The sequence below is a fragment of the Pseudoclavibacter sp. AY1F1 genome (assembly GCF_002931075.1).
Classification (GTDB): Bacteria; Actinomycetota; Actinomycetes; order Actinomycetales; family Microbacteriaceae; genus Pseudoclavibacter.
The window spans coordinates 152,692-176,555 of record NZ_PSTQ01000002.1 but is presented as its reverse complement, the minus strand read 5'-3'; the positions used below and the strand labels follow the sequence as shown (position 1 = coordinate 176,555).

General features: G+C 68.5%; 21 protein-coding genes. 14 read left to right on the top strand and 7 right to left on the bottom strand.

The genetic code is table 11. From position 1 onward, the window contains the following. Positions 1 to 49: 49 nt before the first annotated feature. The gene (locus C5B85_RS04995) at positions 50 to 712 is read right to left on the bottom strand and encodes a carbonic anhydrase (protein ID WP_104284940.1); all 663 of its coding nucleotides are present in this window, start codon (positions 710 to 712) and stop codon (positions 50 to 52) included. Between the two features lie 202 nt (positions 713 to 914). Between C5B85_RS04995 and C5B85_RS04990 the strand changes: the two genes are divergently transcribed. The 7 genes from C5B85_RS04990 (at position 915) to C5B85_RS19115 (ending at position 10,568) form a co-directional block, all read left to right on the top strand. Next, positions 915 to 2,150 (top strand): ROK family transcriptional regulator, encoded by a 1,236-nt coding sequence (locus tag C5B85_RS04990; protein WP_104284939.1) that lies wholly within the window; start codon positions 915 to 917, stop codon positions 2,148 to 2,150. 263 nt (positions 2,151 to 2,413) lie between these two features. Next, positions 2,414 to 3,775, top strand: coding sequence for an extracellular solute-binding protein (locus tag C5B85_RS04985; RefSeq protein ID WP_104284938.1), 1,362 nt, complete (start codon positions 2,414 to 2,416; stop codon positions 3,773 to 3,775). Then, a complete protein-coding gene (locus C5B85_RS04980; RefSeq protein WP_104284937.1) occupies positions 3,775 to 4,719 on the top strand; it encodes a carbohydrate ABC transporter permease in 945 nt (314 codons plus the stop codon). The genes C5B85_RS04985 and C5B85_RS04980 overlap by 1 nt, the downstream gene beginning before the upstream one ends. A gap of 112 nt (positions 4,720 to 4,831) precedes the next feature. Further along, entirely contained in the window at positions 4,832 to 5,638 is an 807-nt protein-coding gene (locus tag C5B85_RS04975; RefSeq protein ID WP_258070616.1) for a carbohydrate ABC transporter permease, read from the top strand. Positions 5,639 to 5,741: 103 nt separating this feature from the next. Further along, on the top strand, positions 5,742 to 8,822 hold the full coding sequence (locus tag C5B85_RS04970; RefSeq protein ID WP_104284935.1) for a glycoside hydrolase family 38 C-terminal domain-containing protein: 3,081 nt from the start codon (positions 5,742 to 5,744) through the stop codon (positions 8,820 to 8,822). A gap of 460 nt (positions 8,823 to 9,282) precedes the next feature. Continuing rightward, a complete protein-coding gene (locus C5B85_RS04965) occupies positions 9,283 to 9,681 on the top strand; it encodes a VOC family protein (RefSeq protein WP_219819337.1) in 399 nt (132 codons plus the stop codon). 695 nt (positions 9,682 to 10,376) lie between these two features. Further along, complete coding sequence (locus tag C5B85_RS19115) at positions 10,377 to 10,568, top strand: hypothetical protein (RefSeq protein WP_181064283.1); 192 nt, start codon at positions 10,377 to 10,379, stop codon at positions 10,566 to 10,568. Here the strand turns inward: C5B85_RS19115 and C5B85_RS04960 are convergent. Beyond that, the gene (locus C5B85_RS04960) at positions 10,538 to 12,148 is read right to left on the bottom strand and encodes an L-lactate permease (protein ID WP_104285149.1); all 1,611 of its coding nucleotides are present in this window, start codon (positions 12,146 to 12,148) and stop codon (positions 10,538 to 10,540) included. The genes C5B85_RS19115 and C5B85_RS04960 overlap by 31 nt on opposite strands. Before the next feature lie 211 nt (positions 12,149 to 12,359). On the opposite strand from C5B85_RS04960, the gene C5B85_RS04955 reads away from it, so the two are divergent. Beyond that, a complete protein-coding gene (locus C5B85_RS04955) occupies positions 12,360 to 13,604 on the top strand; it encodes a Fic family protein (RefSeq protein WP_104284934.1) in 1,245 nt (414 codons plus the stop codon). 53 nt (positions 13,605 to 13,657) lie between these two features. Then, positions 13,658 to 14,173, top strand: coding sequence for a macro domain-containing protein (locus tag C5B85_RS04950; protein WP_104285148.1), 516 nt, complete (start codon positions 13,658 to 13,660; stop codon positions 14,171 to 14,173). Positions 14,174 to 14,226: 53 nt separating this feature from the next. Here the strand turns inward: C5B85_RS04950 and C5B85_RS04945 are convergent, their stop codons facing one another. Beyond that, positions 14,227 to 15,375: a glycerate kinase gene (locus C5B85_RS04945; protein WP_104284933.1), complete on the bottom strand. Its 1,149-nt coding sequence runs from the start codon at positions 15,373 to 15,375 to the stop codon at positions 14,227 to 14,229. 100 nt (positions 15,376 to 15,475) lie between these two features. Here C5B85_RS04945 and C5B85_RS04940 point away from each other — a divergent pair, with 100 nt between their 5' ends. The 5 genes from C5B85_RS04940 (at position 15,476) to C5B85_RS04920 (ending at position 21,257) form a co-directional block, all read left to right on the top strand. Next, positions 15,476 to 16,513: a LacI family DNA-binding transcriptional regulator gene (locus tag C5B85_RS04940; RefSeq protein ID WP_104284932.1), complete on the top strand. Its 1,038-nt coding sequence runs from the start codon at positions 15,476 to 15,478 to the stop codon at positions 16,511 to 16,513. A 136-nt stretch (positions 16,514 to 16,649) separates the two neighbouring features. Further along, a complete protein-coding gene (locus C5B85_RS04935; protein WP_104284931.1) occupies positions 16,650 to 17,807 on the top strand; it encodes a Gfo/Idh/MocA family protein in 1,158 nt (385 codons plus the stop codon). After that, positions 17,804 to 19,009 carry a dihydrodipicolinate synthase family protein gene (locus C5B85_RS04930; protein WP_258070593.1) on the top strand — a complete coding sequence of 402 codons (1,206 nt, stop codon included), beginning with the start codon at positions 17,804 to 17,806 and terminating at the stop codon, positions 19,007 to 19,009. Before C5B85_RS04935 ends, C5B85_RS04930 begins: the two co-directional genes overlap by 4 nt. Further along, positions 19,006 to 19,896 carry a sugar phosphate isomerase/epimerase gene (locus tag C5B85_RS04925; RefSeq protein ID WP_104284930.1) on the top strand — a complete coding sequence of 297 codons (891 nt, stop codon included), beginning with the start codon at positions 19,006 to 19,008 and terminating at the stop codon, positions 19,894 to 19,896. The genes C5B85_RS04930 and C5B85_RS04925 overlap by 4 nt, the downstream gene beginning before the upstream one ends. A gap of 53 nt (positions 19,897 to 19,949) precedes the next feature. After that, a complete protein-coding gene (locus C5B85_RS04920) occupies positions 19,950 to 21,257 on the top strand; it encodes an NAD(P)/FAD-dependent oxidoreductase (protein ID WP_104284929.1) in 1,308 nt (435 codons plus the stop codon). A 17-nt stretch (positions 21,258 to 21,274) separates the two neighbouring features. On the opposite strand, the gene C5B85_RS04915 is transcribed toward C5B85_RS04920, so the two are convergent. The 4 genes from C5B85_RS04915 to C5B85_RS04900 form a co-directional block, all read right to left on the bottom strand. After that, complete coding sequence (locus tag C5B85_RS04915) at positions 21,275 to 21,583, bottom strand: hypothetical protein (protein WP_146077850.1); 309 nt, start codon at positions 21,581 to 21,583, stop codon at positions 21,275 to 21,277. A gap of 83 nt (positions 21,584 to 21,666) precedes the next feature. After that, positions 21,667 to 21,849, bottom strand: coding sequence for an antitoxin (locus C5B85_RS04910; RefSeq protein WP_104240552.1), 183 nt, complete (start codon positions 21,847 to 21,849; stop codon positions 21,667 to 21,669). Between the two features lie 108 nt (positions 21,850 to 21,957). Further along, positions 21,958 to 22,746 (bottom strand): NADPH-dependent F420 reductase, encoded by a 789-nt coding sequence (locus C5B85_RS04905; protein WP_104284927.1) that lies wholly within the window; start codon positions 22,744 to 22,746, stop codon positions 21,958 to 21,960. After that, positions 22,739 to 23,803: an LLM class flavin-dependent oxidoreductase gene (locus tag C5B85_RS04900; protein WP_104285146.1), complete on the bottom strand. Its 1,065-nt coding sequence runs from the start codon at positions 23,801 to 23,803 to the stop codon at positions 22,739 to 22,741. The genes C5B85_RS04905 and C5B85_RS04900 overlap by 8 nt, the downstream gene beginning before the upstream one ends. Between the last annotated feature and the right edge of the window lie 61 nt (positions 23,804 to 23,864).

The following is a 23,864-nucleotide window of genomic DNA, read 5'->3' as shown; positions in this document are numbered from 1 at the left end:
CGGTCACCTCGAAGTGACCACGAAATCCCATGAGGCCAACACGCCGAGTTCAGCGAGTGATGGCGAGCTGACCGATCGCGGTCACAGGCGCAACGCGGCCGTCGGCGAGCTCGTACTGGCAGCCGACGATGCTGAGCGCGCCACTCGCAACGGCGTCGCTGATGACCCGCGAACTGCGCACGAGGGCGTTGATGGTCGAGTAGAGGTGGCGGCGGCCGACAGCGTCCGGGTCGATCTGCGCCTCGTCGACATACGGCGTCGACTGGTCGCTTGTGAACCACTCTTCCTGAACCGAAGGCTGGATGCGTGCAAGCTCGTCCTTGATGGCGGGCGTCACGTCGCGTGGGTGCGCCGTCGTCTGATTGATGGCGGCCTTGACCGCGCCACACGAGCCGTGGGCGAGGACGACAATGACGGCGACGCCGAGCTCAGCAACGGCGAACTCCATGGTCGCGGTCGTGTTCTCGTTGGCGATCTGGCCCATGTTCCTAGCGACAAACAGATCTCCGAGGCCACAGTCGAACAGGATCTCCGCGGCGACGCGCGAGTCGGAGCAGCCGAGGAACGCAGCGTTCGGCGCCTGGCTTCCGGAGATCTCGGTACGACGGGCTGCGCTCTGCTGCGGGTGGAGCAGGTCGCCCTTGATGAAGCGCTCGTTGCCCTGGACGAGGTCGTCCCAGGCTTCCTGTGGTGAGACTCTTGCTGCCGTCATCGTTGCTCCTTCGTACTGAAACCTGTGACTGCCGAGATGTACCCCGGTGCGGATGCGACTGCCACGCACGGGGGTGTGGCGCCGTCCAAGCGTACTCACCCTCGGGGCGCACGATTCACCTGATGAATCGCCAGCCGTCAACGCCGTTCCAGAAAATGTGAGAACGTCAGTTCCCAAGATCAGGGTCGATGGGAGGTGGCGCGTGCGCCGTGGACACAATCTGCTTGCGGTCGGCGAGTTCAACCAGGCTGTCATCCTCGACCTCATCCGCCGCGCGCCAGACGGCCTCAGCCGGGTCGAAGTTGCGCAGGCCAGCGGCCTCTCCGCGCAGACCGCCTCGAACATCACGCGCCGCCTCATCGACGGCGGCCTCGTCCGTGAGGGCGAACGCCTCATCACCGGGCCGGGCAAGCCGCGCACTCTCCTGCATCTCAATGCGTCGAGCCGGTACACGGTTGGCGTCCACCTCGACCCGACGGTCATCACGTACGCCCTGCTCGACCTTGCGGGCTCCGTCGTCGCCGACCACCGGACACGGACGCCGACGGCACCAGACCCAGCGGTCGTCATCGCCGACATGGCGCAGCAGATCTCGGCGATCCTCGAACGCCAGTCGATCCCGCGCGACCAGGTGCTCGGCGTCGGCATTGCGGCCCCCGGCCCCCTCGACTCCTCGCGCGGCAACGTCATCGACCCGCCCATGCTCGACGGCTGGGACGTCGTGCCGCTGCGGGATGCCCTCAGCGAGGCGACGGGGTTCCCGGTAGTCCTCGAGAAGGACGTCACCGCGGCCGCCATCGCCGAGCTGTGGGTCGACTCCGGCCCCCGCCGCGACAACTTCGCGTTCTTCTACTACGGCACCGGCATCGGCATCGGGCTTGTCATCAACCACGAGGTGCTGCGCGGGGCGAGCGACAACGCCGGAGATATGGGCCACATCATGGTGCAGGCGGATGGCCCCGTCTGCTCGTGTGGGCGACGCGGCTGCGTCGGCGACCTGGTGGTGCCCCACCGTATCGTGCAGCAGGCGCTCGCCGCCGGGCTCATCCACGCGGACTCCCCCGTCGACCGCGCGGACTTCGACGACGTCGACCGCCTCTTCACGGAATTCGCTGGGATCGCCGTGCGGCACGACGTGGTGTCGAGGGAGATCGTCACGAGCGTCGCAACGCAGATCTCGCGGGCCATCGTCTCCATCGTCAACCTCCTCGACGTCGACACGATCGTCTTCGGCGGCCCGTTCTGGCGACGGATCGAACCGGCGCTCCTCGGCGCGATCCGGCACCTCGTGAACACCGACCCCGCGCTCATCCCGAAGCACCCGATCCACATCGAGAACTCCGGCATCGGCGAGGACGTCGCCGCTATCGGCGCTGGCTGCCTGGTTCTCGACCAGAGCCTCGCGCCGCACACCTCCGCGCTCCTGATCTCGCACTGAGCCCACGCGGACGCCCCTCGAAGCGCACCTCGGAACGCACCTCGAAACGCACCCCGGAGCGCACCTCGAGCGCATCTGCGGAGCACTTTGGACCCTGCATCGTGCACACCTCAAGCGCACCTTGAACCCTCCCCCGGCTTGCATCCACAGGCTTGCAAGATTGTCTTGACACGAGTTAGTCCAATCGGTTTACTTATGGCAGGCCGAAGGCGAGACACCGATGTCGAGCCACACGGAGAACGGTCGTGGAGCAAGGGAGCACCATGAAAAATCGCACACTCGGGGTCGTGGCACTCGCCGCCGCCTCTGTGCTTGCACTGTCCGCATGCGCTGGAGGCGACGCGGGTGGAGGCGACTCGAACACCCTCAAGGTCGCCTACCAGAAGTTCGGGCAATTCACCCAGATGGACGACCACATGCAGAAGGTCAAGGCCGAGTACGAGGCGGCCAACGAGGGCATGACGGTCGAGCTCATCCCCATCGAGGCGCAGGAAGCCGACTACTTCGCGAAGCTCGCCCTCATGAACCGCTCCCCCGCGACGGCGCCAGATGTCATGTACGAGGACACATTCATGGTCAAGACCGACGTCGAGGCCGGCTACCTCGCACCCCTCGACGACTACGTCGCGGACTGGGCAGACTGGGAGCAGTTCCCAGACAACGCTCGCCAGGCGGGCCTCGGCGACGACGGCAAGGTCTACGGGATCCCGATGGGCACCGACACCCGCGCCCTCTGGTACAACCAGGACATCCTGAAAGCCGCAGGCGTGCAGGTTCCGTGGGAGCCGAAGACGTGGGATGACATCATCGCGGCCGCCGAGGCAGTGAAGGCCCACGACCCCGCGATCCGCCCCTTCAACATCTACTCGGGCAAGGCCATGTCCGAGGGCGCCTCGATGCAGGGCTTCCAGATGCTGCTGACCGGCACCGAGGACGACCTCTTCAACACCGACGAGCAGAAGTGGGTGACGGGCTCGCAGGGCTTCATCGACTCCCTCAAGTTCGTCAGCGACATCTACCAGGGCGGCCTCGGGCCGACCCCGCAGGAGGCGCTCGACAAGAACGTCGGCACCAACATCAACACCGACTGGATCCCAAGCGGACAGCTCGCGATGAGCCTCGACGGCTCCTGGGTGAGCGGCACCTGGCTCGAGTCGGGCTCCAAGCCGTGGCCGGAGTGGTCAGACGTCATGCAGGTCACCCCGATGCCGACGCAGGACGGGCAGGACCCTGGCGTCACGAGCATGTCGGGTGGATGGACACTCGCCATGGGTGCGGGCACGAAGAACCCGGATGCGGCTTGGGACTTCATCAGCCTCGCCCTGAACCAGGAGAACGCGCTGAGCTACGACGTCGCCGCCAGCCAGGTGCCGGTGCGCACCGACGTGGCCGAGGCGCCGGAGTACACGGAGGCCAACCCGACTTTCGGGTTCTTCGCGGACCTCGTGCCAGACACGAACTTCCGCCCGGCCAACTCCGACTACTCGCAGGTCTCCGCAGCGATCACGGTGGCTATGGAGGCCGTCATGACCGGCCAGCAGACGCCTGAAGAGGCCGCGGCCGCCTACGACAAGGCAGTCATCGGCATCGTCGGCGAAGAGAACACGACGTCGGCGTCGAGCTGATGACCGCCACCCTCACACCGGCCTCGGGGGCGCCCCGCGCTCCCGAGGCCGGGCGGCCAGCGCCGAAGCGTCGGAAGGCGGTGACGCGCCTCACTCGCGGCGTGCCGCTGCTTCCCGCGGTTGGCCTGCTCGCCGTCTTCCTCCTCGGCCCCGTCATCTCGTCGTTCTACGGCTCCTTCACCAACTCCTCGCTGAGTGGCGTCGGCGCCTCGAGTGCGGAGTTCGTGGGCTTCCAGAACTACACCGATCTTTTCGCGAGCCCCGACTTCCCGAAGTCGGTGCTCATCACGCTCGTCTTCCTCGTGGCTTCCGCGATCCTGGGACAGAACGTGCTCGGGCTCGGCCTCGCCGTGCTCATGCAGTCGTCCAACAAGGTCGTCCGAAGCACCGTCAGCACGATCGTCGTGACCGCGTGGGTGCTGCCGGAGATCGTCGCGGCGTTCGCCGCGTACGCCTTCTTCAGCGACGCGGGGACACTCAACACGATGCTCGCGGCCGTCGGCATCACCGGCCCGAACTGGCTCTACACGCTGCCGCTGCTGAGCGTCATCCTCGCCAACACCTGGCGAGGGGCCGCGTTCTCGATGCTCGTCTACCGCGCGGCGCTCAACGACGTGCCCCCGGAGATCACCGAAGCGGCAGAGGTCGACGGCGCGACGGGATGGCAGCGCTTCGCTCTCATCACGCTGCCGATGATCCGCCGCAGCATCTCCACGAACCTCATGCTCACGACCCTGCAGACGCTCTCCGTCTTCGCGCTCATCTTCGTGATGACCAACGGCGGGCCCGGCACCGACAGCACCACGCTGCCGCTCCTCGCCTACCAGGAGGCGTTCCGCTTCGGTCAGCTCGGCTTCGGCACCGCGATCGCCACCATGCTCCTGCTGGTCGGCGCGCTCTTCTCGGTCGCCTACATTCGGGCGCTCAAACCGGAGGTGGACTGATATGACAACCCACACGTCCGTGGCCGCGGCTGATCCCGCGCCCACCACCAGGTCGATAGCGACCGGCACTCACCACATCGAGACGAGCGCGGCCGCCCCGCGCGGACGGGCCATGAGCTGGTTCGCCAACATCGTGCTCGTTGTCATCGGCGTCGTCTTCCTCCTCCCCCTGGTCTGGCTGGTGCTCGCGTCGTTCGACGAGGTCGCCACTCTGTCGGTGAAGTGGCCGGAAGCCCCCTCGTTCGCCAACTTCACGGCCGTCCTCACCCCGGAGATCTCGCTCATCCCGCTCTGGAACAGCCTCGTGCTCTCCGGCGGCTGCGCGATCGTGACGGTGCTCGCAGCGATCCTCGCCGCGTATCCGCTCTCCAGGTACAAGTCGCGCATCAACAAGCCGTTCCTCTACGGCGTGCTGTTCGGGACCTGCCTGCCGATCACGGCAATGATGGTGCCCGTCTACGCACTGTTCGTGGCGTTCAACCTCATCGACAACATGTTCGGGACGATCCTGTTCCTCGCCGCGACCTCGCTGCCCATGGCGATCTGGATGATGAAGAACTTCATGGACTCGGTGCCCGTCTCCCTCGAGGAGGCGGCCTGGACCGACGGCGCCTCCGCCATGGCGACGCTTCGGCTCATCGTGGTGCCGCTCATGCGCCCCGGCATCGCCGTCGTGTTCATCTTCGTCTTCATTCAGACGTGGGGGAACTTCTTCATCCCGTTCATCCTGCTGCTGAGCCCCGACAAGCTGCCCGCCGCGGTGAGCATCTTCTCGTTCTTCGGCCAGTACGGTGCGGTCGCCTACGGACAGCTGGCCGCGTTCTCGCTCCTCTACTCGCTGCCGGTTCTCGCGCTGTACGTGCTCGTGTCCCGCCTCGGCGGCGGCTCGTTTGCGCTCGCAGGAGCCGTCAAGGGCTGACCTCTAGCTCGCTCCGCATGCCGGGCCGTCGCCGCCCGAGCGGTGCGAGCGCGCCCAAACCCTCGAACTTCCCAACGTTCCCTTCAACGCAGAAAGGCGCACCATGCCTGACCCAACGCAGTTCGTCGACCTCCGCATCCGCCGGTTCGTCACCGAGCGCCTCACTCCGGCCATCTACCGCAAGCGCGTACCGCTCACGGTCACCTCGTGGGATGTGCCGGGCGAGCCCGTGCCGTTCGGCGAGGCCATCGCCCAGGAGTACGCGCCGTTCGCCGTCGGCTCCGAGTGGAGCCGCCCGTGGGGCACCACGTGGTTCCACATCACCGGTACGGTGCCCGCCGACTGGGAGATGACGGATGCGCGCGTCGAGGTGCTTGTCGACCTCGGCTTCGTGAGCGGCCACCCCGGCTTCCAGGCCGAGGGCCTCGTCTGGACCCCAGAGGGGCACATCCTGAAGGCCATCGAGCCGCGCAACACCGCAGTGCCGCTGGAAGTCGGACCAGGCGAGACCATCGACCTGTACATCGAGGCGGCTTCGAACCCGGATGTGCAGGGCGAGTCGGTCTACGCGCCGACCCCCATGGGCGACCTCGCCACCTCGGGCGATGCCCCCATCTACCGCACGCGGATCCTCGACATCGGCCTGCGCGACGTCACCGTGTGGGAGCTCGCGCAGGACGTGTGGACCCTCGACGGCCTGTGGCGCGAGCTCGGCGAGGAGCAGCCACGGCGCGCGGAGATCCTGCGCGGGCTCGAGCGCCTCATCGACACGCTCGACCCAGACGACATCTCCGGCACTGCGAAGGCCGGGCGCGAGGTGCTCGCCCCCCTGCTCGCCTCCCCCGCCTACGCAAGCGCCCACCATCTGGTTGCCGTCGGGCACGCGCACATCGACTCGGCCTGGCTGTGGCCCGTGCGCGAAACCATCCGCAAGTGCGCCCGCACCTTCTCGAACGTGCTTTCGCTCATGGACGAGAACGACGACTTCCTCTTCGCCTGCTCGTCCGCGCAGCAGTTCGCGTGGATGAAGGAGCACTACCCCGACCTCTTCGAACGCATCAAGGTGCGTGTCCTCGAGGGTCGCTTCGTTCCCGTCGGGGGCATGTGGGTGGAGTCCGACACGAACCTGCCGGGCGGCGAAGCCATGGCCCGCCAGTTCGTCGCGGGCAAGGGCTTCTTCATCCGCGAGTTCGGCATCGAACCACCAGAAGTGTGGCTGCCAGACTCCTTCGGCTACTCGGCAGCGCTCCCCCAGATCGTGAAGGCCGCAGGGTCGAAGTACTTCCTGACGCAGAAGCCGTCGTGGAACGAGACGAACGTCATGCCGCACCACACATTCAACTGGGAGGGCATCGACGGCTCGCAAGTGTTCACGCACTTCCCACCCGTCGCCACCTACAACTCCGTGCTCTCGCAAGAGGAGCTGCACAAGGCGCAGCGCGACTACAAGGAGAAGGGCGAAGCCAACTCGTCGCTCGTGCCGTTCGGCTACGGCAACGGCGGTGGCGGCCCAACGCGCGAGATGGTCGCGGCGGCCGAACGCACCCGCAACCTCGAGGGCTCCCCAACGGTCGAGATGACCAGCCCGCAGGCGTTCTTCGAGCAGGCGGAGGCCGAACTGGAACAGCCCCCGATCTGGTCAGGCGAGATCTACCTCGAGTTCCACCGAGGCACCTACACCTCGCAGGCGCGCACGAAGCGCGGCAACCGCCGCAGCGAGCACCTCCTGCGCGAGGCCGAACTGTGGGCGACCGCCGCTGCCATCCGCAAGGGAGCCGCCTACCCGTACGCGGAGCTCGACTCGGCCTGGCAGACGGTACTGCTGCAGCAGTTCCACGACATCCTGCCCGGCTCCTCCATCGCCTGGGTGCACCAGGTCGCAGAGGAGCACTACGAGCGCGTCGCGGGCGAACTCGAGACGCTCATCGCCTCGGCGCTCGGCTCGCTGACAGGCGCCGGTGAAACGGCACTGCTCGCGAATGCTGGGCCGTACGCGGTCGATGGTGTGCCCGCACTCGGCGGTGGCGCATCCGGTGCCGGCTCTGCTTCCGGATCCGGACCAGCCGCTGCTACTGCCGCTGCTGCTGCTGCCGCCGCCGTGACGCTCTCGCGTTCCGGCGACAACCTCGTGCTCGACAACTCGCTGGTGCGGGTCACGATCGACGCCGACGGCCTCGTCTCGTCGCTCTACGACGTCGCGGCGGACCGCGAGCTGGTTCCGGCCGGCGAGCGCGCGGCCGAGCTCTGGGTATACCGCGACACCCCCGCTCAGTGGGATGCGTGGGACATCGACGTGCACTACCAGCGCCACGGCCGCCCGATCCGCTCGGTCGAGTCGATCGAGGTCGTCACGGAGAGCGCCGACCGGGTCGTCGTGAAGGTGTCTCGTTCGGACGGCTCGAGCACGTTCGTGCAGGAGCTGTCGCTCAGTGCGGGCCGCCCGACGCTCGACCTGACGACGGACGTCGACTGGCACGAGCGGCAGAAGCTGCTGAAGCTGGCCTTCCCGCTCGACGTGCACGCGGAACGGTCGTCGTCGGAGATCCAGTTCGGGCACGTGAACCGGCCCATCCACCGCAACACGTCGTGGGATGTTGCCCGGTTCGAGACGAGCGCGCACCGCTGGGTGCACGTCGGCGAGACCGGCTATGGAGTCGCGGTCGCGAACGACTCGACGTACGGGCACGACGTGACGCGCACGACCCGCGACGGCGGCGGCACGACGACGCTCGTGCGGGAGTCGCTGCTGCGCGCGCCCACGTTCCCCGACCCGCACGCCGACCAGGGCCGCCACGTGCTGCGCACCTCGGTGCGAGTCGGGGCGGATGTGCTGGATGCGGCGGCCGAGGGCTACCGGCTCAACGTCGGGCCGCGTCCCGTGACGGGCGGTGCGGCCATCGAGCCGCTGCTCACGGTCGACAACCCCGCGGTTGTCGTCGAGGCCGTCAAGCTCGCAGAAGACAAGAGCGGCGACGTCGTCGTCCGCTTCTATGAGGCTCGCGGTGCAAAGGCTCGGGCAGTCGTGACGCCCGGGTTCGCGTTCGAGTCGGTCGCTGAGACCGACCTGCTCGAACGAGACGTCGACCAGACGGCGATCGTGGATGCCGAGGGTGCGCTGGCGCTCTCGGTGCGCCCGTTCCAGCTGGTCACGCTGCGCTTCCGTGGGGTGTCGGCACTGAGCTGACCTGGGGAGACCGGGCGGCGCAGTCTGCGCTGCCCGCCCGGTCCGACGCTGTGGCGAACCAGACCCTCTGACTCCTGGGGTACCGGTTCGCCACAGCTGTGTCCGGGCGACACCCGTGCTGTCTCCCGCTGCCCGGCGCTGCCCGGCACTGCCCGGCACTGCCCGGCACTGCCCGGCACTGCCCGGCGCTGCCCGACGCTGCCCGACGCTGCCCGACCCTGCCGCCCGCTGCTGCCCGTTGCCGCCCGCTGTCGCCCGGCGCAAAGTTGTGGGCAAAGGCGCTTGCGACGCGCCGCAACCGCACTTAGCCACACCCCTGTGGGCGCCCTGGCCCGGATCGAACCGGGCGCCGGGAGGCTCGGACTCTCAGACACCCAGAGGTTGCACGCTGGGCCTTCCCAGCGGCGCAGGCGTTAGATGGCCTCCTGAGCGCGCGACCCCCGATGCGCAGGAATGAGCGATGATGCCCACATTCACGAACATCCATCACCTCGCAGTGACCGTGCGCGACCTCGACTCGAGCGTCGCCTTCTACGAGCAGGTCTTCGGCTTCGAGCCGGCGACCGAGATCGACGGCGAGCAGCTGCACCGCAAGCTGTTCGCGTTGCCGGGAGGCACGAACCTGGGTCTCACGCAGCACGACCGGGGCGATGACACTTCGGAGTCGTTCTCGCCGTTCTCGCCCGGGCTCGACCACATCGGTCTCTCGGTCGAGAGCCGCGACGAGCTCGACGCGTGGGCCCGGCACCTGAGCGAGCACGGCATCGAGCACAGCGGCATCGTCGAGGCCCCGTACGGCTACGCGCTCAGTTTCAAGGACCCCGACCAGATCGCGCTGGAGTTCTTCGTCTCGAAGTAGCTGCGACTGCTAGGCGCAGGCGGCTCGCGGGCACAGAGTTGTGGCAAAACGCTGTTGCCCGCATCCGGAACCGCACAACGCCACAATCCTGTGGCCCGAAGCACCCGGCCAGCAGCGGATGCGGGTGGCGCGTGCGCCACGCAGGCGGCTCGCGGGCGGCTCGCGGGCGGCTCGCGCGCGGCTCGCGGGCGGCTCGCAGGCACAGAGTTGTGGCAAAACGCTGTTCCGCGCATCCGGAACCGCACAACGCCACAATCCTGTGGCCCGAAGCACCCGGCCAGCAGCGGATGCGGGTGGCGCGTGCACCACGCAGGCGGCTCGCGGGCGGCTCGCGGGCGGCTCGCGCGCGGCTCGCGGGCACAGAGTTGTGGCAGAACGCTGTTGCCCGCATCCCGAACAGCACAACGCCACAATCCTGTGGCCCGAAGCACCCGGCCAGCAGCGGATGCGGGTGGCGCGAGCGCCACGCAGGCGGCTCGCAGGCGGCTCGCGGGCGGCTCGCAGGCACAGAGTTGTGGCAGAACGCTGTTCCGCGCATCCCGAACAGCACAACGCCACAATCCTGTGGCCCGAAGCACCCGGCCAGCAGCGGATGCGGGTGGCGCGTGCGCCACGCAGGCGGCTCGCGGGCACAGAGTTGTGGCAGAGCGCTGTTGCCTGCATCCCGAACAGCACAACGCCACAACTCTGCGCCCTTGGAGCGGGCGGAGCGCGGCGCGGCAGCGGCGGCAGCGGCGGCAGCGGCGGCAGCGGCGGCAGCGGCGGCAGCGGCAGCGGCGGCAGCAGCAACGGCGGCAGCAGCAACGGCGGCAGCAGCAACGGCAGCGGCGGCAGCGGCGATCTGCGGATGCTGCGCCTACCCGGGCAGGAGCACCGAGAGCGTGTAGCTCCACACACAGATAAAGGCGAGCATCCCGAGGCTGTAGCCGATGGAAGTGCGGAGGATCTCGCCCTCGCGTCCCGAGAGCCCAACCGCGCCCGCGGCGATCGCGATGGACTGCGGCGAGATCACCTTGGCCGTCGTACCGCCAGCTGTGTTGGCGGCAACAAGCAACTCGGGTGAGACGCCGATACGGCCAGCGGTCGCGACCTGCAATGGCCCGAAGAGGGTGTTGTTGTTGACCACCGAGCCCGTGAGGAACACGCCCAGCCAGCCGATGATGGGGGCGAGCAGCGGGAAGACAGGCCCGACGGCGGCGAGCGCGCTGCCGATGCTGGCGGAGCCGCCCGAGTAGTTGGCGATGTTCGCGAGCACGAGAATGAGCGCGATCAGCACAAGCGCCTGCCAGAGTTCGCGGAAGGTCGCGACGAGCTGCCCCCAGAGATCGGCGGCCTTGAGGCTCGGTGTCGTGAGGAACGACACGATGACGGCGAGCAGGATCGCCGTGCCGGTTGCGCTGATGGGCGCGAAGTCCCAGGTGCTGGCGACGGGGTCGCCGCTCGGGAGGGTGATCTGCCCCGTGAGACCTGGGATGGGGAACTTGACGACGGCGGCTGCGAGCGGCCCGTCGGCGGCGAAGAGCTGCTTGAAGGCGGGGATGCTCCACACGAGGATGAGACCGGTGAGGATGTAGAAGGGGCTCCAGGCGACGGCGATCTCGCGCACGCTGTGGCGTTCGACGGCCGGCGCCTCTCCCCCACCCTCGCGGAAGATGTGCTTCGGCTGCCACACGCGGCCGAAGGCGAAGAGGGCGAGCATGGCGGCGAGGCCGGAGCCGAGGTCGGCGAGCTCTGGGCCGAGGAACCAGAGGACCGACGCTTGCACTCCGCTGAAGACGATGCTCACGACGAGTGTGGCCGGCCAGGTCTCGCGGAGGCCGCGCCAGCCGTCGAGGATGACGACAAGCAGGAACGGCACGAGGAATGTCAGCGGCTGCAGGAGCAGCATCATCATGCGTGACATTTCGAGCACTTCGACGCCTGCGACCTGCGCGCCCACGATGACGGGGATGCCGATGGCCCCATAGGCGCCCGCCGCAACGTTGGCGACGAGCGACAGCATGGCTGCCTTCACGGGCTTGAAGCCGAGCTGCACGAGCAAGGCAGCGCAAATGGCGATGGGCACGCCGAAGCCGGCGGCACCCTCGAGGAAGGCGCCGAAGGCGAAGCTGATGAGCAGCACCTGGATGCGCTGGTCAGGTGAGATGCCGGAAATGGATGCGCGGATCACGTCGAAACGGCCGCTGGCGACGGCGAGGCGGTACAGCCACACGGCCATGACGATGATGTACGCGATGGGCCAGATGGCCGTGAGGATGCCGAGGAAGCCGGATCCGGCGACGGCCGTGGCGGGCATCCCGAACGCCACGAGGGCGACGATGATCTCGGCGACGACGGCGATGCCGGCCGCGAGGATTCCCTTCATCTTCAGCGCCGTGAGGCAGATGAGGAAGATCGCGATGGGGATCACGGCGACGAGCGCCGAGAGCCACGGGTTCCCGAAGGGATCGATGTCCTGCATCCACAGCTGTTGAATCATCACGGGAGGCTCCGATCAGCGCGGGGGAAGTGTTCGGCTCTGCTGGTCACAGTAGTGGCCGCGGGTGTCGCGGTGCGAGCGTTTCGCGGCACGGGAAGGGCTCAGCGTGTTGCGAGCGCGACACTGCGCGTCGGCGATGATGTCAGGATGATTGTTCCTTAGTAACACTTCTCGGCATAAGTGTTACTAACATGGAGACATGGCGACACAGGAGGACACGGCGACCGTGCCGGGGATCGCCGTGTCAGCAGTCGGCGCGGCACTCCACAGTTGGCGCCCATCCGACCCCCGCTTGTTTTCCCGTTCCGAGGTGAGACGACAGACAGGCACGTACTCGTCGGCAATACCGGCACAGCTCGCAGCCTGGTCACCCACGCTCACGAGCGAGCTCGGGGCCGACCTCGAGGATGCAACGCGAGCCTTAAGCGACTTCGATCGACACGCCTCGCTCGCCCTTGGCATGGAGAACGCCACCCTCGGCCCGATGTCGGCGATCCTGCTGCGCACGGAGAGCGCATCCAGTTCGCAGATCGAGAACCTGACGGTGAGCGCGAAGCAGCTTGCGCTGGCAGAGATCGGTGCCGGAGCCTCCCCGAATTCACAGACGGTCCTCGGAAACGTCCGCGCAATGGAGGCGGCGGTCGCCCTGACGGAGCGCCTGTCCGTCGACGCGATCCTGACGATGCACCGCGAGCTGCTCACGCACCAGCGCGGAATGGAGGAGCATGCCGGCGGGCTTCGCAGGGAACTCGTCTGGATAGGGAAGGGAAACGCCGGCCCGCGGGAGGCCGACTTCGTGGCACCCCAATCCGAGCTCGTCCCTTCAGCGCTCGACGACCTGCTCACGTTCGCCAACCGCGTTGACCTGCCCGCCTTGCTGCAGATCGCCGTCGCGCACGCGCAATTCGAGACGATCCATCCGTTCGTCGATGGCAACGGACGAACGGGCCGCGCCCTCGTGCAGGTCATGCTGCGCGCCAGCGGCTTCGCCTCGCAGACCACCGTGCCGCTTTCCGCTGGGCTGCTGACCGACCTCGATCGCTATTTCGATGCCCTCGGTGCTTTTAGGGCCGGGGACGCCGAGCCGATCGTGCGCACCTTCGCGGGGGCTGCGAGGTTCGCGGCAGCAGCTGGTGGGGATCTCGTGGATGCACTGCGCTCGGCGTTCGACGAATCGCGTGAGCTCCTCGCGGGCGTGCGCCGTCAGGCGACCGGGTTGCGACTGCTGCCGTTGCTGATCGGTCAGCCGATCGTCGATTCGGCCTTCGTGCAGCGTGCCCTCGCCGTCGATGCCGTGACCGCGAATCGCGCGCTGTCTCTGCTGACGGAACGCGGCGTCCTCACGGAGCAGACCGGCAGGCGCCGAGGGAAGGTGTGGCAGCATTCGGCGATCCTCGACGCCCTGGAGGACTTCGCGGCGGGCACCCGACGTGCCCGTCGTTGATCTCAGCGCCGCATTCACCGGATCCGTTGACGCCGCTGCGAGAGACTGCCTTCATGACGCGCATCGTGGCAGTTCTCGGCGACATCACTGAGCAGAACGTGGACGCGGTCGTGAACGCGGCCAACAACGGCATGCGCGGGGGCGGTGGCGTCGACGGCGCCATCCACCGCGCGGGTGGGCCCGCGGTGCTGCGCGACTGCATCGCGAGGTTCCCCGACGGGCTCGCGACCGGAGACGCCGGGTACACGACCGCCGGCGAGCTGGTCGCCCGGTGGGTAATCCACACGGTGGGGCCCGACTACGACTCTGGGCAGCGCGACCGCTCGCTCCTCACATCCTGCTATCGGCGTGCCCTGGAGATCGCCGATGAGCTCGACGCCACCTCGGTCGCGTTCCCGCTCGTCAGCGCCGGCATCTACGCGTGGCCGCTCGACGACGCGATCGCCGCCGCGGTCGACACCATCGCACGCTCGGGCACGCACGCCGACGAGGTGCGCATCGTGGCACGCGACCCCGGGATCGTCGCCGAGGTCGAGCGCGCGATCTCGGCGCGTGGCCTCGACATCTGAGTCACGAAGTCGCGAAGTTGCGAAGCGCCGAAGCGCGCGAACTTCTGAGCCCGCTAGGCGAGCTCCGCCGCCATCCGCTCACCCGCGACCTCAAGCCATTCGAGCGTCTCGTCCATTGCACGCTGCCCCGACCCCGCGAGCTCGGACAGCGACAGGATGCTCACCCCTCCCGCCGCGAGCGCCTGACGCTCCTCGCTCCCGAGGCCGATCCGACCCGCGATGACGCCGAACCGCGCCCCCTCCTCAAGTGCGAGCTTGCGCACGAGCGACGGAACCTTCCCTGCCTCAGACTGCGCGTCAAAACTGCCCTCTCCCGTGATGACGAGGTCCGCCCCGCGGAGGAGTTCGCGCAGGCCGACCGCCTCGGCGACGGCCACGGCACCCGCGGAGATCTCCGCGCCGATGGCGAGCAACCCGAACCCCGTGCCACCCGCCGCGCCGGAACCCGCTTCCGCGGCGAGGGCGAGCACGTCGCCGCTCGCCTCGGGTGACCTCTCGAGCACCTGGGTGAGGCGGGCCAGCCCGGCATCGAGCACAACAACATCCTCGGGTGACGCACCCTTCTGCGGGCCGAAGACAGCAGCGGCACCAAGCGCCCCGAACAGCGGATTCACGACGTCGGTCAGCGCGACGAAACCGTCGGCGGGAAGCGGAACCAGCCCGGAGAGGTCAACACTCTCCAACGAGTGCAGTCCGCCGTTGCCGAGCGGGACCTCGGCGCCGTTGGCGTCCAGGAACCGGACGCCGAGCGCCGTCAGCATCCCCGCGCCGCCATCCGTGGATGCGCTGCTCCCCAAGCCGACCAGCACGCGCCGAGCGCCGTGCTCCGCCGCGTAGCGGATGGCCTGCCCGAGCCCAACCGTCGAGGCGCGGAAGCACGAGTCGTGGTCAACAGCGTCCAGGAGCGCGATTCCGCTGGTCTCGGCGAGCTCGACCACCCAGGTGCCGTCCGGCAGTTCCACGAGCTCCGCATCCACCGGGGCACCAATCGGCCCCTCGACGGGCACGACGACAACCCGAGCGCCGGGAACGGATCCTGCAATCGCCGCGGTTGTACCCTCGCCGCCGTCGGCCATCGGCACCTCGACGCAATCGTCGTCGGGCCTGGCGCGCAGCCACCCCCGCCTGATCGCCGCCGCGACCTCGGCCGCCGAAGCGGTGCCCTTGAACGAATCGGGTGCGATGACGGTGCGGCGTTGCATGCCACCAACCTACCGACCCGGGACAATTCTGGAAAACGTTTCCCGCTAGGCTCGGGAACGTCAGGGTGGCACGCCGGGCCGCGCGCAGGGGAGGAACCACGTGAGTCGACACGGAAACCACGTCACGCTCGGCGAGGTCGCGAAAGCCGCTGGCGTCTCGATCGCCACCGCCTCGAGGGCCATCAACGGCAGCGCGGGCAGGCGTGTGAACGAGGAGATCAAGAAGCGCGTCCAAGAGACCGCCGACCGACTCGGCTACTCGCCGAACCTCAGTGCGCAGGCCGTCGCGAGGGGCGCATCCTCGACCATCGCGGTTGTCGTGAGCGACATCGCCGACCCCTACTTCAGCGCCATCGCCGCCGGCGTCATGCGCGGCGCCGAGGAAGCGAACCTGATCGTGACCATCGCCGCCGCCGAGCGCAGCGTCACGAGCGAGCTGGAGATCGTGCGCACGCTCCGCGGGCAGCGGCCCCGCGCCATTATCCTTACCGGGTCCCGCAGACTCGACGACCCCCAGCAGGCGGCCCTCGAGGAGCACCTGATCGCGTACGACGCCTCCGGCGGGCGAGTTGTCCTCGTCGCCCAGGCACCATCCCCGTTCGACGTCGTCGAGCTGCGCAACCGCGACGGCGCGCAGGAACTCGCGCGCCAGCTCGTCCATCAGGGCGGTCGCGAATTCGGCGTCATCACTGGCCCCCTCGACCTCCTCACGAACCGCGATCGAGTCGAGGGGTTCCGCGCGGGGCTCGCCGAGTCGGGCCTCAGCGTCCGGGACGACGCCGTCATCTCGACCGCGTTCACGCGGGACGGCGGCTACGAGGCGCTGCGCACACTCCTCTCCAGGTTCCCGGCCACCGACACGATCTTCGCGACAAGCGACCTCATGGCGACCGGCGTCCTCACCGCGCTCAGGGACCTCGGCAAGGAGCCAGGCCGCGATGTGTCGGTCGCGGGCTTCGACGACATCGCTCTTGTCCGCGACGTCACCCCGCCGCTCACGACCGTCGTCGCGCCGCTGAGCGACATGGGTTACCGCGCAGTGCGCCTCGCCCTCGCCGAGCGCGGCAAGGACGGCCCCGTCGTGCTCCCCGTGAACACGGCCGTCGTCATTCGCGAGAGCACCCCGCAGCGGAGCTGACCGACCCAGCGACCGAATCGGCCGCACACAGCCGGTCAGCCCACCGCATCCGTTTCTTTCTCACGCTTGTTTCGGTAAGCGCTTTCCCATACGCTGATCGAAGCCTCAAAGCCGAGGCGCAGACGAGAGGATGGATATGACCACGGACAAGCTCGGGATCATCGTCAACGGCGCGACGGGGCGCATGGGTTACCGCCAGCACCTCGTTCGCTCGTTGCTCGCCCTGCGCGACGAAGGTGGGATTCCGCTTTCCGACGGCACGCGCCGCCCGATCGAGCTCTACCTGGTGGCGCGCAACGAGGAGCGCCTCCGCGAGCTCGCCGCGAAGCACGAGATCGAGAAGTACACGACCGACCTCGACGTGGCGCTCGCCGACGAGGACTTCCCCGTCTACTTCGACGCGCTCATCACGCGCCTGCGCGTCCCGGCGATCCGAAAGGCCATCGCGGCAGGCAAGGCCATCTACACGGAGAAGCCCACCGCCGAGAGCTACGCGGATGCGCTGGCCCTCGCGGAAGAGGCCGAGGCCGCCGGGGTCAAGAACGGGGTCGTGCACGACAAGCTCTACCTGCCGGGACTGATCAAGCTGCGCCGTCTCATCGAGAGCGGCTTCTTCGGAGAGATCCTCTCGGTACGCGGGGAGTTCGGCTACTGGGTCTTCGAGGGCGACTGGCAGCAGGCGCAACGCCCGAGCTGGAACTACCGCGCCGAGGACGGCGGCGGCATCGTCGTCGACATGTTCCCGCACTGGAACTACGTCATCGAGAACCTCTTCGGCGAGATCTCCTCGGTCTACGCCGAGACGCGCACGCACATCCCGGAGCGCGTCGACGAGGCGGGAAAGCGGTATACGGCGACTGCCGACGACGCGGCCTACGCGATCTTCGACCTCGCGGATGGCCCGATCGTGCAGTTCAACTCCAGCTGGACCGTCCGCGTCAACCGCGACGAGCTCGTCGAGATCCACGTCGACGGCACGCACGGCAGCGCCGTCGTCGGCCTGTTCGGCGCGAAGGTCCAGCCCCGCAACGTCACGCCGAAGCCCACCTGGAACCCCGACCTGCGCGACGAGCACGACTACTCGGCCGACTGGATCGAGGTGCCCCAGAACGACGCCGTCGACAACGGCTTCAAGCTGCAGTGGATCGAGTTCCTCCGCTACGTGCTCGACGACGGGAAGCACGACTACGACTTCCGCTCGGGAGCTGCGGGCATGCTGCTCGCGGAGGCAGCCCTCGAGTCGAACGCCTCGGGCCGCCGCGTGTCGCTGGCGGAGCAGGCAGGTTCGAAGTGAACTCCACCGAGCTCATCGCCGCAGCGCGTAACACCACCGGCACTCGCCTCGCCCTCCTCTCCCCCGCAGGTGACTCATCTCTGATCGAGCTGCTCGAGCCTCCCGCCTTCCAGCGCCCGACGGGCGGGCTCCGCTCCCGTCAGCTGTACGCGGCGGCGCACGTCATCCCGCGCGCGACGGCGGAGAATGTGCCGGGCGCGACCGCCGACATCGACTGGGATGCGACGCTCGACTACCGCAGGCAGCTGTGGTCGTGGGGGCTCGGCGTCGCGGACGCCATGGACACGGCCCAGCGCAACATGGGCCTTGACGCGGCAGCGACGCGCGAGCTCATCGCACGCAGCTCGGCCGCGGCGAAGGACGCGGGTGGCAGCATCGCTGTCGGCGTCAACACCGATTCCCGCGCAGAGGAGGTGCTGACGCTCGACGAGATCGAGCGCGCCTACCTCGAGGAGCTGGAGTTCGCCGAGGCACAGGGTGCGCTGCCCGTCATCATGGCAAGCCGCCATCTGGCTCGCGCTGCGCAGTCGCCCGACGACTACCGACGCGTCTACACCACGGTCCTCGGCGCGGTCTCGTCGAAAGCGGTATTGCACTGGCTCGGCACCGCGTTCGACCCGTCGTTGCGCGGTTACTTCGGCGCGGACGCCTGGCAGCAGGCTGCCGACCTGGTCATCGACCTCATCGAGGAGCACGCCGACAAGGTCAGCGGCATCAAGATGAGCCTGCTGGACGCGGACGCCGAGCGGGCCGTGCGCGCCCGCCTCCCCGAGGGGGTCACGATGTTCACGGGCGACGACTTCAACTACGTCGAGCTCATCGAGGACGACGCGGATGGCATCTATTCGGATGCACTGCTCGGCGCGTTCAGCGTGCTCGCGCCCAACGCATCCGCAGCCGTGCAGGCGCTCGATGCCGGCGACCCGGCCGAGTTCCGGCGCATCCTCGAACCCACTCAGGAGCTGTCGCGCCAGGTGTTCGCGGCGCCCACGTTCTACTACAAGACGGGGGTCGCGTTCCTCAGCTGGCTCAATGGGCACCAGGATGCGTTCCAGATGGTGGGCGGCCTGCACGCGGCTCGCAGCCTCCCGCACCTCTCCCGCATCGTCGAGCTCGCGAACGCATGCGGCGCCCTCGAGCGACCTGACCTCGCAGCCCACCGTTGGCACTCGATGCTGCACGTGAACGGAGTCGACGCATGACCGCGAACCCACGCCTGTCGATCAACCAGGCGACGATCAAGCACGCCTCGCTGCGGGAGGCCGTCGACGCCACCGTCCGCCAGGGCGTGCAGAGCATCGGGCTCTGGCGAGAGCCGGTCGCAGAGGTGGGGCTGGCCGAGTCGGCGCGAATCCTCGCCGACTCGGGGCTGCGGTTCTCGAGCCACTGCCGCGGCGGTTTCGTGACGATGACCGAGGGCCCTGAACGCCGTGCCGCGATCGACGACAACCGCAGGGCCATCGACGAAGCCGCGACTCTCGCGGCCGCCGGCGCCGCCGGTTCGTCGGCGTCGCTCATCATGGTCGCGGGCGGCATCCCAGATGGCAGCCGCGACCTGGCGGGGGCCCGAGGCCGCCTCGAAGAGGCCATCGCCGAGCTCGCACCGGAGGCGCGGGCCGCCGGAGTGACGCTCGTGCTCGAGCCGCTGCATCCGATGTACGCGTCCGACCGGGCCGTGCTGTCGACGCTCAAGCAGGCGCTCGACCTCGCCGACCGTGTCGGCAGCCCGGCCGTCGGCGTGGTCATCGACTCGTTCCACGTCTGGTGGGACCCGGAAGCCGAAGAGCAGATCGCGCGTGCCGGCAGGGACGGCCGCATCGCCTCGTACCAGGTGTGCGACTGGGCCACTCCCCTGCCAGCCGACGTGCTGCTGAGCCGACACCTGCCGGGCGCAGGCATCATCGACTTCGCGCGGCTCACGAAGTGGGTGAACGACGCCGGGTACACGGGCGACGTCGAGGTCGAGGTGTTCAACGCCGAACTGTGGGCGAAGGGCTTCGACGAGGCCGTCGCCGACACCGTCGAGGCCTTCGGCGAGCACGTCGGCACACACCTCGCGGAACCGGTGCGCGTGCCCGTGCTCGGGTGAGCACCCGACGCTCCTTTCAGGAGGCACCCGAGCTGGGTTCGTAGCCTCGAGGCATGAGCGCTTACGACTACCTGATCATTGGCGGCGGAATGGTGGCGGATGCGGCGGCTCGCGGCATCCGGGAACTGGACAAGACGAGCACGATCGGCATCCTGAGCGCCGACGTCGACGAACCCTACGCACGGCCGGCACTGTCGAAGAAGCTCTGGGTCGACCCCGAGTTCACGTGGGACCAGACGCCGCTTGGGACGAGCGAGGCGACGGGTGCCGAGATCACGCTCGGCACCCTCGTCACGGGCATCGACCGCGAAGCGAAGACCGTCACGACGGACGGCGGCGAGACGGTGACGTACGGCAAGCTCCTGCTCGCGACCGGGTCGAAGCCCGTCGAGATCGAGGTGCCCGAGAGCACTCGCATCCTCTTCTTCCGCTCGGCGAGTGACTACCGAAGGCTCCGCGAACTGAGCGAGGACGGCGCCCACGCAGTGGTTGTCGGCGGTGGCTACATCGGCACCGAGATCGCAGCGGCCCTCGCGCAGAACCACGTCGAGGTCGACCTCGTCTTCCCCGACGAGGTGCTCGGCGCATCCACCTTCCCGCCCTCGCTGGCGGAGCGATTCCAGGACCTGTTCGTCGAGCACGGCGTCGGGCTGGTGCCGGGGGGGCGCGTGGAGGCGGTACGCGCCGAGGTCAAGGCGCCGTTCGATGAGACGGCGGAATTGGATGCGGATCAGGGTGCGGGTGCGGGTGCCGACGCAGAGAGCGGGCCCAACTCGCCCGCGACTTCCCCGGACGGTGTGACGGTGGTCTTCGACAATGGCGCCGAGACGGAGGCGGACTTCGTCGTGTTCGGGCTGGGCGCGAAGGCCGTGGTCGACCTGGCTGAGGACGCGGGGCTTGTTGTCGACGAGGGTGGCGTCGTCGTCGACGAGCTGCTGCGCAGCGTCGACCCGTCAATCTGGGCTGCTGGCGATATCGCCGTCTACCCCGACCCGGTGCTCGGCCAGACGCGGGTCGAACACGTCGATAATGCGACTGAGATGGGCACGGCCGCGGGGCAGTCGATGGCAGGGGCCACCGAGCCGTATTCGCACACGCCGTACTTCTATTCCATGGTGTTCGGTACGCGGTGGGAAGCGATTGGCACGATCGACCCCGAGTTCGACGTGCTCGTCGAGGCACTTCCGGAGTCGGGCGAGTCGGAGGAGAGCCGAGTCGTGTACTTCCGCGACGAGTCGGGCGCCCCGGTCGGCGTGCTGCTCTGGGACGTCGGCGAGGACGAATCGCTGCGCGACGCGGCCCGCAAGGTCATCGACGACGGCGTGACGGATGCGCAGGAGCTGCAGACGCGCATCCGGTAGGACGATCCGTGACTCATTCACCGAGGGCGCGCCCGGCCCCATCTTCGGAGAGCGAACGCGCGAGCTGGGCGAGCTGCACTGCCGCGCCGGGCGGCAGCGCGGCAGTGCAGCAGGGTGTAGATCAGGAGGTGCGTCTCGAGAGACGAGACCCCGAACACCGCGATGATGCCGATGCCGGCCGCGAGCGTAACGCCCGTGTAGGCGAGCCCAGCCGGTGGGCTCACTGCGGGCGGCCGGGCACGCACGACAAACGCGGTGGCGACGAAGAGGATCGCGGCGAGGATGACCGGGCCGGCGAGGAGCGCATCCGGGAAGCGTGCAGGCACGTTGCGGGCACGCCGAAGGCCCGCCACCTGGGCGGGCCTTCGAAGTCTGCGGCTGTGCCGCGGTGGGGCGCTGCTCGCTGCCGCTACTCGGTGCCGACTGCCGCGTCGGCTCCGTCGCGCATCTTCTGGATGTGCTCGTCGTGCTGATTGCCGATCGCCGTGTCAGCGTGGTCCCCGGCCGCGTCGAACGCGTGGTCGGTGAACTGCTCGCCCTGCTCGCTGTTCGCCGCCTGCGCTGCCTTGTCGCCGATGTTCTCGAATACCATTCGGTCTCCTTCGCTTCGTCGGGTCGACGCGATTGCGCCACACCAGCAGTCCAACATCCGCACGTGGATGCGCGGTGTGCGGGAGCTTGGCGCGGCTCAGGCTCGCGGTCAGGCGGCTGGTACCGTGCTCCCCCGGGTCGCGCGGAGCGCTTCGAGCTCAAGGCCGCGCTCGGTCGTGGGGAATCGCTCAGCGGTCGCGCGCACGTCGTCCGCCGAGAAGTTGGCCCCGAAGAGCTCGCTGCCAGGTTGCAGCAGAACGCTATCGTGCAGGGTGCCGACGAGCACGGGGTCGAAGCCTGCCGCATCCACGAGTTTGGCGGCGCTCGCCAGGTCGGCGTCCTCGTCGCCCGCGATGCCGATGCCACGCCGCCCCGGTGTACCGGCGGGCACGGGCCCTTCGTCGAGGTCGTGGTAGCCCATGTGGTTGAACGCCTTGACGACGCGAGAGTCGGGCAGCAGTTCCTGCACCAGCTCGCTGCTGGCCGTGAACGGGTCGTTGAGGTCGTCGCGCACGCCGTCGATCTCCCACCAGAAGTTCATGGCGTCGATCACGAGCTTGCCGCGGAGTTCGTCGCGGGGAATCGCCTCGCGCCCGTCGAGCGGCAGGGCCTTCCCGAGCGGCAGGGCGAGGATGACCACGTCAGCCTGCGCTGCGACTTCGGCGCTTATGCCGGTGGTCGCGCCCGGCACGAGCACGTCGATGATGAGGTCGATCTTGCTCGGCGCGCCGGAGCCCGAGATGAGCACGCGGTAGCCGCTGCCGATGAGGAGGCGCGCCAGCACAGTGCCGACCTTGCCTGCGCCGAGGATCCCGATCGTGGGCAGACTCCCGGCCGGCAGACTCGCGGCCGGCAGACTCGCGGAGGGCAGACTCGCGGAGGGCTGAACGTTAGACATTGATGGACTCCTTCGCGAGCAGCGCACGAACTCGGGGCGCGACCTCGGTGCCGAGCAGGGTGATGGTCTGGGCGCGTGCATCCGTGGGCAGGCCGATGACGTCGTACTTGAGGTCGAAACGGCTGATGCGCAGCGCCTCGACCATACGCACGATCTTCTTCGCGACCGTGTCCGGCGAGCCGACGAACAGGGCGCCCGTCTCGAGCTCCATGAGGTAGCGGTCCTTCGTGGGCGGGTAGAAGCCGCGCTCCTTGCCCATCGTCTCGACCATGGGCTTCCATGACTCCCACCACATCTCGGCGGCGTCCTCGTCGGTTTGGGCCACGAGGCCAAGGGCGTGCTGGCCGACCCGGTTGGCGGGCATCCCGAACTGCTCGAGGGCCCTGTAGTAGAGGTCGACGTGGCCGGCGAAGCGCTCTGGCTGGCCGCCGATGATGGCTAGCATGAGCGGCAGGCCGTAGCGGGCAGCACGCACGACCGAGTCGGGGCTGCCGCCGACACCCACCCAGGTGGGGATACCGCCCGGGCGCATGGTCGGATGCAGCGTCTGGTCGATCAGCGGCGCGCGCACGGTGCCAGACCAGGTCACCGACTCACTGCGCTGCAGCTTCATGAAGAGATCGAGCTTCTCCTCGAAGAGCTGCTCGTAGTCGGCGATGTCGTAGCCGAACAGCGGGAACGACTGGGTCTGGGATGCGCGCCCCACGACCATCTGCGCGCGCCCGTTCGAGAGCGCGTCGAGGGTGGAGAACTCGTTGTACAGGCGCACGGGGTCGTTGGTGCTGAGCACGGTGACGGCCGACCCGAGGCGGATGCGCTCGGTCGCGGTCGCGATGCCGGCCAAGATCACCGGGGTGGCCGAGTCGACGAAGCCCTCGCGGTAGTGCTCGCCGATGCTGAACACGTCGAGGCCCACGTTCTCGGCGAGGCGCGCCTCGTCGACGAGGAGGCGGACGGTCTCGGCGTCCGACAGAGGCCGCCCGTTGACGTTCGGCACGTCGCCGAACGAGTTGAGGCCGATCTCGAATCCGAACTGGGCTGCATCCACTGCGCTCATCGCTTCCCTCACGCTCATCACATTCCCAAGTAGTTGACGCGTCAATCATGCATCGGTGTAG